Origin of the sequence: Planktotalea frisia, from assembly GCF_001890925.1 — a bacterium.
GTDB lineage: Bacteria > Pseudomonadota > Alphaproteobacteria > Rhodobacterales > Rhodobacteraceae > Planktotalea > Planktotalea frisia.
Genome location: NZ_MLCB01000161.1, coordinates 15,768 through 28,781 on the forward strand (window position 1 = coordinate 15,768; position 13,014 = coordinate 28,781).

General features: G+C 57.5%; 12 protein-coding genes. 4 read left to right on the forward strand and 8 right to left on the reverse strand.

Annotation, left to right across the window (positions count from 1 at the left end):
* Position 1: 1 nt before the first annotated feature.
* The 6 genes from PFRI_RS14320 to PFRI_RS14345 form a co-directional block, all read right to left on the reverse strand.
* A complete protein-coding gene (locus PFRI_RS14320; protein ID WP_072631391.1) occupies positions 2-589 on the reverse strand; it encodes a dimethylsulfonioproprionate lyase family protein in 588 nt (195 codons plus the stop codon).
* Between the two features lie 119 nt (positions 590-708).
* Positions 709-1,695, reverse strand: a complete 987-nt coding sequence (locus PFRI_RS14325; protein ID WP_072631392.1) for an Ldh family oxidoreductase — start codon at positions 1,693-1,695, stop codon at positions 709-711.
* Positions 1,692-3,737, reverse strand: a complete 2,046-nt coding sequence (locus PFRI_RS14330; RefSeq protein WP_072631393.1) for an ABC transporter ATP-binding protein — start codon at positions 3,735-3,737, stop codon at positions 1,692-1,694. Before PFRI_RS14330 ends, PFRI_RS14325 begins: the two co-directional genes overlap by 4 nt.
* On the reverse strand, positions 3,734-4,621 hold the full coding sequence (locus PFRI_RS14335; protein ID WP_072631394.1) for an ABC transporter permease: 888 nt from the start codon (positions 4,619-4,621) through the stop codon (positions 3,734-3,736). The genes PFRI_RS14330 and PFRI_RS14335 overlap by 4 nt, the downstream gene beginning before the upstream one ends.
* Positions 4,618-5,577, reverse strand: a complete 960-nt coding sequence (locus PFRI_RS14340) for an ABC transporter permease (RefSeq protein ID WP_072631395.1) — start codon at positions 5,575-5,577, stop codon at positions 4,618-4,620. Before PFRI_RS14340 ends, PFRI_RS14335 begins: the two co-directional genes overlap by 4 nt.
* A gap of 82 nt (positions 5,578-5,659) precedes the next feature.
* Positions 5,660-7,138, reverse strand: a complete 1,479-nt coding sequence (locus tag PFRI_RS14345; protein WP_072631396.1) for an ABC transporter substrate-binding protein — start codon at positions 7,136-7,138, stop codon at positions 5,660-5,662.
* 215 nt (positions 7,139-7,353) lie between these two features.
* Here PFRI_RS14345 and PFRI_RS14355 point away from each other — a divergent pair, with 215 nt between their 5' ends.
* Positions 7,354-8,055 carry a Type 1 glutamine amidotransferase-like domain-containing protein gene (locus PFRI_RS14355; protein ID WP_072631398.1) on the forward strand — a complete coding sequence of 234 codons (702 nt, stop codon included), beginning with the start codon at positions 7,354-7,356 and terminating at the stop codon, positions 8,053-8,055.
* Here PFRI_RS14355 and PFRI_RS14360 read toward each other — a convergent pair.
* Positions 8,050-8,940 carry a LysR substrate-binding domain-containing protein gene (locus PFRI_RS14360; RefSeq protein ID WP_072631399.1) on the reverse strand — a complete coding sequence of 297 codons (891 nt, stop codon included), beginning with the start codon at positions 8,938-8,940 and terminating at the stop codon, positions 8,050-8,052. The genes PFRI_RS14355 and PFRI_RS14360 overlap by 6 nt on opposite strands.
* A gap of 111 nt (positions 8,941-9,051) precedes the next feature.
* Here PFRI_RS14360 and PFRI_RS14365 point away from each other — a divergent pair, with 111 nt between their 5' ends.
* From PFRI_RS14365 to PFRI_RS14375, 3 genes are read left to right on the forward strand one after another with little or no spacing between them, the layout of a single operon-like run.
* The gene (locus PFRI_RS14365) at positions 9,052-10,602 is read left to right on the forward strand and encodes a trimethylamine methyltransferase family protein (RefSeq protein ID WP_072631400.1); all 1,551 of its coding nucleotides are present in this window, start codon (positions 9,052-9,054) and stop codon (positions 10,600-10,602) included.
* Positions 10,599-11,534 carry a ketopantoate reductase family protein gene (locus tag PFRI_RS14370; protein ID WP_072631401.1) on the forward strand — a complete coding sequence of 312 codons (936 nt, stop codon included), beginning with the start codon at positions 10,599-10,601 and terminating at the stop codon, positions 11,532-11,534. Before PFRI_RS14365 ends, PFRI_RS14370 begins: the two co-directional genes overlap by 4 nt.
* Positions 11,531-12,376, forward strand: coding sequence for a fumarylacetoacetate hydrolase family protein (locus PFRI_RS14375; protein WP_072631402.1), 846 nt, complete (start codon positions 11,531-11,533; stop codon positions 12,374-12,376). Before PFRI_RS14370 ends, PFRI_RS14375 begins: the two co-directional genes overlap by 4 nt.
* A 270-nt stretch (positions 12,377-12,646) precedes the next feature.
* On the opposite strand, the gene PFRI_RS14380 is transcribed toward PFRI_RS14375, so the two are convergent.
* The coding region (locus PFRI_RS14380; RefSeq protein ID WP_139292124.1) for an EamA family transporter at positions 12,647-13,014 on the reverse strand (368 nt) is incomplete at its 5' end.

Here is a 13,014-nt window from a genome sequence, read left to right on the forward strand (position 1 = left end):
CCTAGGCGTCAGGATATCCATCATAAACATACTGCTCGGTCGACACGTCGCCATGCCAAACATAGGCCGATAAGAACGCCATTTCTCCAGTCTTGTTGGCATGAGGCATCATCGAAGGATGATAGGATCGCCCGCCCGGTCCAAGGATTTCGTAGGCTGCCGCACCTCGTTTCCAGAAGGCTTGCCCTGCAAACATGACAAACACCTCTTCGGCGGGGTGGCTCCGTATGCCATATTCGAAATTAGGCAACATGCCATAGAGCCCCAACCGGACCTTCTCTGACTTGACCAGACCGTCGGGGCCCAACAATTCCACATTCACCTTCGGCAGGCTATGCGCGATGTAAAGCGGATCAGAAGATGTTTCCGGAGGTGCCCAAGGCAGTGGAGTTTGCCCAATAACGCTGCAGACGGGATGTGCGTCAGGGTGTGACATAACGGTAGTGAACGGCTCTGTTAGAGGATGCACATCATAGGTGGTTTGCGTTGCAAAATCAGCTGTGCGAAGCGCGTCTTGCGCATGTTTCTCAATATCTTCGGGACCGTCAAAACTGGCCGCGAGGACTTCGAACAATGTTGGCAAATCCATCAGCCACCTCACTTATTCAGTCGAAAAATCTAAACACCTAAGTCTCGGTTGTGTAAAGTTACGGCCGCCCCGCGCAACACGCGCCACCAACTGCACTATTGATGCGTGACGAGAGCCTCTCAGGTACGGGCGGGCAAACGCAAGACAGACGTCTGCGCCCGATGTATCTGTTCGCGCTCGCCACAAACTTCAACCCGGTCAAACCCTGGTGCAGGTGGGCAGTTACGCAATTCATCCAAGATGGCTTCTGCAGCGTTTTGAAGAGAACTCTTCGCGCGATATAGTCCTGTGTCCACCATCAGAATAAACGTATTGCACTCAACGGTTGCCGGACCCAACATCGCGTCACAAATCAGCTCGCCCATGGTGGCAAGACCGTAACCCAGAACGCCACCCTTTGGTAAGATCGCGCCGCCATTGAAGTAGTCCGCTGGATTTGTCGATGGGTTGCCACTGCTGTCCACAATCGATCCCTCAGTCAGCGTCGCACCTGCACCCTGTGCCGCATAAATCCACCCACCAGCAACTTGGCCTGTCGCGCAGTCCAGAACGACAGGACCCTGCGCGCCTCCCGGAATACCCAGACACCACGGGTTTGTTGGCAGTACCGCTTTGCTTCCGCCGTATGGGGCGACCATACGCCAACGCTCGCGCGCCCCACCGCCGCAAGCGATGAACAGACATCCCGCATCTGCCGCTCTTTCGGCAAAGGCACCCAACCGCCCAGTATGGCCTATGTTGCGTACCGCAAGGGCGGCAACACCATGTTTTCGCGCTGCGTCGATCCCTGCGTCAGTGGCCGTGTTCATCGCAAGAATGCCGATCCCGCCAGCCCCATCAACGTCCACAGTTGCACTGGAGCCAGAGGTCACATTCGGCACCACATTGGCAACAAGATAGCCGCGCCTGAACTCATCCGCATACTGAAGGACGCGCATAATGCCATGGGATTCTACACCGCATAGTTCCGCATCTATCAGATGATCAGCAATCGCTTTTGCGTGTTCGGTTCCACAGCCTTCCGCCTGCAGAACATGAACGGCTTGTGCATGGGCCTGCGCGATGGGCACCGACACGCGGGCCTCTGCCAGGCGCAGCTTACTCAAGCGCGTTGTCCCGCTGCACCTTCGGCTTGAGCCGTTGCAAGATCCGCAATCGAATGGTGGCACTTGATTGCATGGCCCTGTGTGCCATGTTGCCAGGGCGGTGTATCAGTGTCACAAATCCGTCCGATCTTGCGCGGACAACGGCGTTGGAACGGACACCCCTGCGCGGGTGGTGACAGCTCTACCACATCATCAGCGCTCAGCGTCGGGGCCGTGTCAGGGTCAGGTTCTAGCACCGCTCCCAGTAGAACTTCGGTATACGGATGCGAGGGCATGGCATAGACATCAGCCGACGGCCCCAGTTCACAAAGCCGCCCCTGATAGAGCACCGCGACACGGTCAGACAAGGCGCGCACCACAGCAAGGTCATGGCTGACGAACACGTAGGTCGTGCCTTGGGTCGCCTTGAGATCATTCAACAAATCTAGGACGGCAGCCTGCACCGATACATCCAGCGCCGATGTCACTTCGTCACAGAGCACCAGATCAGGCTCAGCCGCAAAGGCACGCGCAATTGCAACCCGTTGCTTTTCCCCGCCAGAAAGCTGGCTGGGCAAACGATCCAGATAGTGCGCACCAAGGCGGACGCGATCAAGGATGTCTGCAGACCGCTGATGTAGCGCATCACCCGTCAGGCCAAAGTATAATTTCAGCGGTTGCTCAAGGATCTGGGCAATGGTCTGGCGTGGATTGAGACTGTCATCGGGGTTCTGGAAAATTAGCTGAATTTTACGCAGATGATCCGGGCTGCGGTGTTCAACCTCAGGCGCAAGTGCTTGTCCTCCAGCGACTGTGATCTTGCCGCCCGATGGCGGCAACAACCCCGCAATCGCTTTGAGAATTGTTGATTTACCCGAGCCGCTTTCCCCCACAAGGCCCAGTGTTTCGCCTTTGGCCACCGTGATTTCGATCCCGTTAACTGTAGGAACGCCGGCGCTGTCGCGGCCCAGAACTTTGTCAAACAAACCGGGCCGGCGATAACTGATCGCAAGGTCATCCAGATGAAGGGCTGAGGGTGACGCCCCATCAAGGCTGGCGGGGATTGCACCGCTTCCGGTCAATGACAATTGATGCGCTTCTTGATAGTGAAAACACCGCACCGCCTCGCCGCTTGGCAGACGCTCAAGATCGGGGCGGCTGGTCCGACACCCGTCTTGCGCCAGGGCACATCGATCAACAAAGGAACACCCCTGCCCCGCCCCACCCGGTGCTGGGGGCCGCCCGTCCAACGCAACTGGCAGCCGCGGATCGCTCAGCCGCGGGATCGAGGCCAGCAGGCCGCGCGCGTAAGGGTGGATCGGCGTCTTAAGCACCTGACGTGTGGAACCTTCCAGCACCACCTCGCCCGCATACATCACCACAACGCGGTCACAGACCCGCGCAATCGCCCCCAGATCGTGGCTGACATAGACCATGGCCATGCCGCGATCTCGGGCAATATCGCGTAGCAATTCGAGAATATGCGCCTGTGTCGTGACATCCAACCCAGTGGTTGGTTCGTCCAATAACAGCGCCGTCGGTTCACCGGCCAATGCCATCGCGATGGCCGCGCGTTGTTGTTGCCCGCCTGACAGCTCATGTGGAAAGCGGGTCATAATTGCGGCTGGGTCTGGTAGGCGCACCTGCCCCAACAGCTCAATCGCTTTGGCAGAATACTGCGCCTCGGGGACGTCCGCGTGCAGGCGCAACGCCTCAACCAGTTGCGCGCCAATCCGCAACGTCGGCGTCAAAGACTGTCCGGAATTCTGTGGGATCAGGGCCAATTCGCCGCCTCGGATCTGCTCCAGCTCGGTGCGTGTGCGGGCGAACATGTCTTGGCCCTGAAAGGCGACAGACCCCTCCATCAGCCGCAGCCCGCGTTTGAGATAGCCCATCGCGGCCAGCGCCAGTGTCGATTTTCCCGACCCGCTTTCGCCAACGATGCCAATGCTCTCGCCAGCATTCACCTTCAAGTCAATGTTGCGCAGCACCGGCAGGGTTGCGCCGGACTTGCCAGTGAACCCGACAGAAATGTCGCGGATATCTATCAACGGTCCGGTCATACTGGCGCCTTTTGTGCACGGTCAATCCCTAGGGCCTTGGCCAAAGCGTCTGCTGTCAGATTGATCCCGATAATGAGCGAGGACAATGCAATGACCGGCCCCAGAACGCCCCAAGGCGCGAACGACATAAATCCGCGGGCATCCGCAATCATTAACCCCCAATCAGGTGTTGGCGGAGACACACCAAATCCGAGGAACGACAGTGACGAGAACGCCAGCAACATCCACGACCAGCGCATCGCGCCCTCAACCATCAGCGTGTCCAGCACGTTGGGCAGTAGCTCATGCCGGATGATGGTCATACGGCTGTGCCCCCGGGCGCGGGCTGCCGAGACGAAGTCGCGCGCCACAACATCATGGGTTGCAGCACGTGCGATGCGGATCACCGGAATGCCGTAGAAGAACGCCAGCGTCGGGATCAGCACTTCGACGCCGGTGCCAAACGTCACAATCAGGACCAGCATTTTCAGGATCCATGGCAGCGACAGGAAGGCATCGACAACACGCATCAGCACTTCATCTATGCGCCCTCCAATGAGGCCAAAAAGGATTCCAACAAAGCCGCCCCATGTGACTGCGATGGGCGTCGCGATACCTGTGACTAACAGCGCTTCGCGCCCGCCAAGGAGGACACGGGTAAAGACATCGCGACCAAGATGATCGGTGCCCAGCCAATGGGTCGCCTCTGGCCCCGTCAGCATCATCGCTGAATTCATCGCCTTGTAGTCATACGGCACAATCCATGGGCTGACCAATGCCAGCACCACATGGAAAACCACCAAGAAAAGGCCAATCGCACCTGATGGGCGCGAGACGACATCGCGCAGGACCGACAAAGTCCGCATCAAACGGGTGTTTTGTGGAGGGGCTGACGTGACGGTCATCCGCGCCTCATGTGCAAGGTGCGCAAGCGCGGGTTGGCGAACATGGTCAGTATGTCTGCAGACAGGTTCACACAGACATAAACCGTCGCGACGATCAGCGCGATGGCTTGGACAACGGGTAAATCGCGGTCAGATATGGCGTCAATCATCATGCGGCCCAGTCCGGGGTAATTGAACACAACTTCGATCACGACGACCCCGCCCAAAAGCCAAGCAATTGTCAAAGCGACAACATTGATCGCGGGCAAAAGCGCATTCGGCAATGCGTGCCGGAAAACGATGCGCCAATACGGCACACCTTTGAGGGTCGCCATCTGGATATAGTCGCCTACCATGACCTCGATCACCGAAGACCGCACCATGCGCAGGATATGCGCGGTCATCACCATGGTCAGCACCAAAACAGGCAGGATAATCTCGGGGAAAAACTCGGATGCCGGCGCGCTGGCAGAGGTCAGCACAATGCCTGGTAACCACCCCAGCCAGACCGAAAAGATAAGGATCAGAACCGTCGCAGAGACGAATTCAGGGATCGTCATGGCGAAAATTGCCAACGTGGAAACGGCCAAATCAACCGGGCGGTCGCGCCACAGGCCTGTGACAACACCAAGGAAAATCGCCAAAGGTACACCCAGCGCCAACGAACATGCGGCCAGCAACAGTGAATTGCCCAGCCGGTCGCCGACCAGTTCGGCAATGCTCTTTTCGCCATTGGCAGAGATACCCAGATCACCGCGCGCGGCACTTGTGGCCCAGTCAAAATACCGTTCTGCTGCGGGACGGTTCAGGCCTTGCGCCTCGCGGCAATTCTCCAGCAGTTTGCCTTGGGCTTCGCGTTCAAGGAACGCTGTGCAACTGTCGCCTGGCAGCATTTCGACACCGGCGAAAATGATCATCGAGACGATCCAGACCGTGACAAGCCCTAGGAACAATCGGCGGAGCAGCATTGCCAGCATGGGTCAATATCCGTTTGTTGGAGAGACGAAGGGCGTGGGAATATCCGCACGCCCTCCTCCGATTCAGCAATGAACTGTCAAGTTACTCAACCGTGATCATGTGCCAGCGCACGGCGTCGTTCTTGACCTCGTCAAGGCTTGACACCCGCGACGATACGCCAATCAGCTTGGTCACTGTGTAGGGGATCAACGTGCCAGCAGTCTCCAGCAGGTGCTCTTGGGCTGCCACATAGATCGCCTTGCGTTTGTCGAAATCCAACTCACGACGGGCGTCACCCAACATCGCGTCCAGCTTTTCATCTTTGTAGTAGCTTTCGTTCCACTTAGCAGTCGACAGGTAGATCTCGTGCAGCGCCTGATCTGCGGGGCGTTCATTCCAGCGGGTCGCAGCCACGTCTTTCTTCATCCAGACCTCGGACCAATAGCCATCGGTCGGGGCCTGCACCACGTTCACACGAATGCCCGCAGCGGCAGCCTGTTCCTGATAAGCGACGGCCAAGGTGGGCCATGTGGGCTCTAGCGTCGCAACATGCACGTCAATGTCGATGCCATCAGGATAGCCAGCCTCGGCCAACAGCGCCTTGGCCTTTTCGATGTCCTGCGGACAGCTGAGGGCAGCGCGATACTGGTCGTTAGGCTCAACTGGTGTGTCACAGGCGACGACACCTTCGCCGCCCAACACCAATGCCACCAATTCTTCGCGGTCCGCCGCCATGCGAACGGCCTGACGGACGCGAATGTCGCTGAACGGTTCCACATCTGTGCGGAACACAAGGCCGCGCCAGTTGCCAGTTGGAATCACCTGAACGTTGAACTTGTCAGAACCTTTCAGCATGACCTGTTGCTGGGCAGTAATCCCCCGCTCCATGTCGATCTGACCGCCCAAGAGCGCCTGCAAACGGGCTTGACCGTCAGCAATGCCAATGACCTCCATCCGCGCCACACCGGGCGCACCCTCCCAATAGTCGGGATTTGCAACAAGGGTTGTGGTGCCTTCCGCATCAAATTTCTCGACCTTGAAGGGGCCAGTTCCGTTGCCGGTCATCGCAATCGTATCGCCCGACCCTTCGTTCAGCATCCGCAACCGGTAATCCATCAGTTGCAACGGCATGTCGGCAAAAGGTGTGTCCAGCGTGATCTGCACAGTCATACCGTCCAGCGCTTTCACTTCTGTGATCATTTTCACCGCAGACCGCGCCGGGCTGTCGCTTTCGGGATCCAGCACGCGGTTCAGCGAGTAAACTACATCCGCCGCTTCAAATGTGGACCCATCGTGAAACATCACACCTTCGCGCAGCTTGAACGTCCAGACGGTTGCGTCCTCGTTGGCTTCCCAGCTTGTCGCAAGATCGGCTTGGGGCTTGCCATCCAAACCAGGACGCACAAGCCGGCTCATAATCTTTTCGGTAATCTGGAACACGCGCCCCTTAGAGATCGGATCAAGACTCGATTGCGCGCCAAAGCCAAGCTCGTGTGCTTGACGGAATGTGCCGCTTGGTTCGGCTGCGGCCATTCCAGCGGAAAGCGCAATCGCGGATACCATCGTGATTAGTTTTTTCATGTTTCTTCCTCCCAATGTCGCGGAGCGGCTTTTGCGCGCTCGCTTTGACAAGATGTTCCTCCCCGCAGTCACAAACCGACAAACGCAAATTGGCTTATTGATAGATATGAAAAACCTTATCTATCACCGATTTGGGAACTGCATCTTCCCCCATAGTTTCCCTTTGACATGCGCAGAACAAATACAGTTCCTTGAGGGGTCCATTTGAAAACAACATGAAAGGGATCGGCGTGCGCGGCATCAACATCACCGCAATAGGTGGCGGCGGCTTTACCCATGAGACCCACCCGATGCTTGACGACTTTTGCCTGAGGCAGGCGGGTCAAACAAAACTGCGATTAGGGTTTATCGGAACGGCCAGCAACGACGACCCGCTTAAGGTCGCGCGTTTTAACGCCCGTTTTGACGGTGAAACCGCCAGCCATGTTCACCTACCGATGACATTGGATGCACAATCCCTTGCGGACACCCTGAACGCACTCGACATGATTTACGTGGGCGGCGGCGATACCGAAAAAATGGTTGCCCTCTGGCGTAGCAACGGGTGGGACCGCGTCTTGTGTGATGCGGCGCGGCTCGGGCTTCCCGTGGCCGGAGTCAGTGCGGGCGCGGTCTGCTGGTTCGACCGTTTCCTGTTTAACTCCGGCAGTGGCCCCATGCGCCCGCTGAAAGGCTTGGGGCTGATCAAGGGCGGCGCCTGCCCGCACTATTCAACGGAAACAGACAGACAACTGGCGCTACACCGCGCGGTTGCGGGGCGCACCATGCCTGACACGGTTGCAATCGACGACGGAGTCGCAGTGGTATTTGACGCATCCGGTCCGGTGGGCCTATGCAGTGCAGAGCCAGATGCGTCAGCCTATCATATCAAGCGTGCAGCGGATGCCACGATCACACAGACCCGTCTTTCCTTATGACGCCCCGGCCTGGTCCAGAAGCCAGCGTATGACCGACGCGACTTCTGGCGTGCGCTCACTGCTGGGTTTAGCAAGCAGATAAAAGGACCGGGTCGGTTTCAACTCAATGTCAAAGGGTTTGACCAGTTTGCCAGCTTTCAACTCCTGCTCAACAAAGGGAAATATCCCCAAGGACACCCCTTGCCCTTCAAGCGCGGCATGCATCACCGTATTTGAATCCGTAATGGTGATTTCCTCTTTCAGCGTCAGACCTGCACAACCCGCTAGGGTAAGCCATGCCGCCCATTCGGACCGGTCGCGTTGGTGAATGATCGAATAGCGCGCCAAGTGTTTCGGGCTTTCCAAACCTCCCCGTGCGGCCATCAACGCTCTGCTCAGAACAGGCGCATAAGTGATGTCCATCAGGTGGTAGTTTTGTAGACCTGACCAACTTCCTTCACCCCAATCTACCGCCAGATGCGTCCCCATCATGACGGCATCGGTGATGCGCGGGCTGTCATGCAAGATCAGTTCGATGTTGGGCAGATCGCTGTGAAATTGCGCAAGGCGCGGCACCAGCCAACGGGTGCCGAAAATAGGCCCGACAGCGAGGGTAACAGTCTTGCGCGTACTTTGACCATAGGCTTCGACCTCCGCTCTGATCTCGTCAAACGCCTTGGTCAAAACGCGGCTCAAGGATCGCCCCTCGTCGGTCAAAACCACCGCCCGTGTTTTGCGGATGAACAACTTGCAGCGCCAGTCCCGCTCCAGTTCACGGATCTGGTTGCTGACGGTTGTCGCACTGACGCAAAGCTCCTCGGCAGCGTCCTTGAAGCTAAGCCTCCGCGCTGCGACCTCGAAAGTGCGCAAGGCTGTCAGTGGCAATTTCCTTGGTGTGCGTTGCATATGTAACCCGTCCTATAACGGCAGTTTTCTTTATTCATGGTCGCCAGACAAGTTGTTTGTCGACAAACCTTGCGACAGCGAGAGTGCAGAGGTCACAAACTCACGGGTTCCATGGATCACACATCTGACATTGCACCGCGCAGACGCACCGGAGGGCGGCGTAAAGCTGGGGGCCCGCAAGCCACGCAGGGCGCACCCCGCGCAGCACCAATTGCCGGTCGCCTTAATCCGCTGAACGATGAGGGACTTGCGCGCATTCATGCAGCGTCACTCGACATCCTTGATCGGGTCGGAATGAGCGAGGCACCACAGGTTGTGGTAGATGCCGTCACAGAACGCGGCGGCAGGCTGACCTCGGACGGGCGGTTGCTGTTTCCACGTGTGCTTGTCACCCAAGCGCTTGAGGGGTTTCGCCGTGGGTTTCAGCTATTTGGCAGGGCAGCAAGTCAGGATCTGGACCTTACCGGGGCTAAGGTTCATGCGGGCTCTGGCGGGGCCTCGCCCAATATCGTGGACATGTCGGACGGCACGTACCGCGCCGCAACGCTGGCCGATCTTTATGATGCTGCGCGGCTTGTGGACAAGCTTGAACACGTGCAATTTTTCTCGCGCTCAATGATTGCAGGCGATATGCTGACCACCCATGCGCTGGACGTAAACACCGCCTTCGCATCTTTGGCGGGAACGTCAAAACACGTGATGGTCAGCGCCAGCCACCCGGCGCACGTCAGCGACATCGCGCAAATGTGCTATGCGATTGCCGGGTCAGAACAGGCATTCCGCGAAAAGCCGTTCCTGTCCCTCAATATCAACCACGCTGTACCGCCACTGCGCTTTGACGCCGACGCCTGCGAGGTCATGGCCGCCGCTGTGCAGTCAGGAATTCCAGTGATGGTGAACACCTTCGGGCAGATGGGTGCGTCCAGTCCTGTAACCATTGCAGGCTGTCTGGCGCAGACCAATGCAGAAACCTTGGCTGGTATGGTGTTTGCGTGGACCCTCGACCCAGACGTGCGCGCGATCTACGGCGCGCGCCCAATGGTGACGGACCTGCGATCAGGCGGCATGGCGGGTGGCAGCGGCGAGCAAGCGATCCTGACTGCAGCGGCCACCCAGATTGCTCGCTTCTATGATCTGCCCAATTCAACAATTGCAGGCGCGACAGACAGCAAGCTGCCGGACGCGCAATCGGGGTTTGAAAAGGCCTTGTCGGTAACACTTGCCGCCCAAGCCGGGGCCAACCTGATCACTCAGGCCGCCGGCACGCAGGCCGGCTTGATGGCCACCTCTTTGGAGGCTTACGTCATCGACAACGATATGCTGGGAGCTATTCTGCAGTCTGCGGGCAGTATCGACGTAAGTGATGAGACGTTGTCAACGGACACGATAGCCCAGATTGTCCACGGAGAAGGCCACTTTCTGGGCCACGCTGACACCTATGCACGCATGAAATCAGATTTCGTATACCCCAGTCATGCCGACCGGCAGGCGCCCGAGGCGTGGCTTGCCAGTGGGGCGCCAAACATCAACACCTCAGCGCGCAAGACTGTGACAGACACGCTTGCCCGCCACTTTCCACGGCATATAAGTGCAGAAATCGAACAAGACTTGCGGGCGCGTTTCGATATCCGCCTGCCTGCCACAAGGATGACAGCTCCATGAAAATCGCAGTGATCGGCGCAGGTGCCATGGGTTCCATCTATGCGGCCTTGCTGGCGGACGCAGGGCACGAAGTCTGGGCCGTCGACACATGGGGCGCGCATGTCGATGCAATCAATGCGAAGGGTCTGCGCGTTGAAGGGGCCAGTGGCGACCGGACAGTCACATCGGTGCGCGCAACCACAAACATCGCAGATGTCGGGGTTTGCGACTTGTGTATCCTTGCCACCAAAGCATCCGGCGTGGGCACCGCCGCACAAGCCGCAGCGCCGGTTATCGGCCCCGATGCGATGGTTCTGACGATCCAGAACGGACTTGGTGCTGGAGAGCGGATCGCGCAGCACATGCCCACGGACAATGTCCTTTTAGGAGTTGCTGACGGTTTCGGTGCCTCCATGAAAAGCCCCGGCCACGCCCATCATAACAGCATGAAGCTGATCCGCATCGGAGAGATGGGCGGCGGTGTCACGGATCGATTGAAGCGTGTCGAGGCTGTCTGGCAGGAGGCAGGTTTCAACGCCAAGGCGTTCGAAAACATTACCCAGTTGATCTGGGAAAAGTTTCTGTGCAACGTGACCTTCAGCGCACCCTGCACAACTTTCAACGTCAAGGTCGGCGAGTTGATGGATCATCCCGACCAATGGCAGATTGCCATTGGCGCGATGCTTGAGGCCTATACGATTGCGCAGGCCAAAGGTGTGCCATTATCATTTGATGATCCAGTCGCCTATGTCACGGCCTTCGGCGCAGGTATGCCAAAAGCACGCCCTTCCATGTTGCTGGATCACATGGCAGGACGCGTCTCTGAACTGGATGCAATCAATGGGATCGTGCCGATCATGGGCCGCGAATTGGCCATCTCCACCCCGTACAATAACACGCTCACCGCCATTCTACGCCAACGCGAAGCCGCATTTGAGAAGAAAACCCTATGAACATCGGATCCTTTCTACATCGCGACCAAGCGCTCTATGGTGTGTTCAACGGTGAAACCGTTGCTCCGGCAAGCCCCAGCCTCATTGCGCAATACCCTACCTTGCGCGACCTGCTGGATGCTGAAAAATCTGAAGCGCTGAAAGACTCCGCGAACCTGTCCGCAACAATCCCCATCGCCGAGATCACATTCCAGCCGCCCATTCCAAACCCGCGCAAGATCATCTGTGTTGGTATGAACTATCCCAAGCCCTACCCCGTTGATGGCGTGGCCCCGCCCAGCCCTGAACACATCATCCTGTTTGGCAAGGAGAGCGAGACACTTGTCGGGCATGGTGCCACTCTGGAGGCACCGCGCGGCACACCGGCCGACAGCTTTGACTATGAGGGCGAAATTGCGGTTGTGATCGGAAAACCAGCACGCCATGTGACGGCCGCGCAAGCGATGGATCATGTTCTAGGCTACGCGCCTTTCAACGATGGTTCTGTGCGCGACTGGCAAAAACACTCGATCTATGCGGGCAAGAATTTTGCAAATTCCGGATCATGGGGGCCCTGGGTCACCACCGCTGATGCGCTGCCGCGTGTAGAGGATTTGCATCTGACCGTCACCTTGAACGGGGACATGATGCAATCCGCATACGGGCGCGAAATGATCTTCTCTCTGCCCGAACAAATCGCTTACGCCTCATCTTTGTTCACTCTGCACCCGGGTGACGTAATCGCAACAGGCTCCCCTGATGGAACCGGCGGTAGTCGGACGCCAAAGCGGTTTTTGAAACCAAATGATCTGCTTGCGGTAACCGTTCAAGGCGCCGGGACCCTGTCTAATCCCGTTTCATAGATACAGCGGGAAGCTTTGATGTCTTTGTCGACGGGCAGAGATGCGCGCGCATGTATACTGATGACCTTTTGGCGAGAGCGTAGCCGGTTGGCGAGCACTCGACGAGGTCGACGTGACGTTCCTCGTCGAGTGCTCACGCCCGTAAACAGGAGTCTCGGTTAGTCCAAATTCAATGATGATCTACTTAACATATGCGCCATTATCAGCATTTCTCATCTGGCCGGGTGCGCGCAACCTTGAACTATGACTGATATTCAGAAGTGATTTTGTTCAAAGTTTCTGTTGAACCGTTTTCTGCGCTTCCCTCTTCAACGAATACAGCCCAGCAAAAACAATGAGACCAATGCCAAGTAATGCGAGCATGTCTACACGTTCGCCAAACACCATCGTCCCAATTAGGATCGCAAACAGGATGCGACTATATCTGAATGGGGCCACAACGGATACTTCGCCTATTCGCATGCCGCGAACGATAAAGTAGTAACCAATGGCCCCAAAGACCACGCCGCCAAGTGTAAGCGCCAAATGAGTGTGTGAGACTGGGACCATCCCTTCCCCAGCAGCAAAATGCCACACCAACCCTGGGTTCCTCCCAACAAAGGTACTTAATGCGACATAGCGTTCACGCCATGATGTTG

Excerpts from the sequence above, each read along its gene's own strand:
- PFRI_RS14320 (WP_072631391.1), bottom strand. The coding sequence starts at position 589 with ATGGATTTGCCAACATTGTTCGAAGTCCTCGCGGCCAGTTTTGACGGT.
- PFRI_RS14330 (WP_072631393.1), bottom strand. The coding sequence starts at position 3,737 with ATGACCGGACCGTTGATAGATATCCGCGACATTTCTGTCGGGTTCACT.
- PFRI_RS14335 (WP_072631394.1), bottom strand. The coding sequence starts at position 4,621 with ATGACCGTCACGTCAGCCCCTCCACAAAACACCCGTTTGATGCGGACT.
- PFRI_RS14340 (WP_072631395.1), bottom strand. The coding sequence starts at position 5,577 with ATGCTGGCAATGCTGCTCCGCCGATTGTTCCTAGGGCTTGTCACGGTC.
- PFRI_RS14345 (WP_072631396.1), bottom strand. The coding sequence starts at position 7,138 with ATGAAAAAACTAATCACGATGGTATCCGCGATTGCGCTTTCCGCTGGA.
- PFRI_RS14355 (WP_072631398.1), top strand. The coding sequence starts at position 7,354 with ATGAAAGGGATCGGCGTGCGCGGCATCAACATCACCGCAATAGGTGGC.
- PFRI_RS14360 (WP_072631399.1), bottom strand. The coding sequence starts at position 8,940 with ATGCAACGCACACCAAGGAAATTGCCACTGACAGCCTTGCGCACTTTC.
- PFRI_RS14365 (WP_072631400.1), top strand. The coding sequence starts at position 9,052 with ATGGATCACACATCTGACATTGCACCGCGCAGACGCACCGGAGGGCGG.
- PFRI_RS14370 (WP_072631401.1), top strand. The coding sequence starts at position 10,599 with ATGAAAATCGCAGTGATCGGCGCAGGTGCCATGGGTTCCATCTATGCG.
- PFRI_RS14375 (WP_072631402.1), top strand. The coding sequence starts at position 11,531 with ATGAACATCGGATCCTTTCTACATCGCGACCAAGCGCTCTATGGTGTG.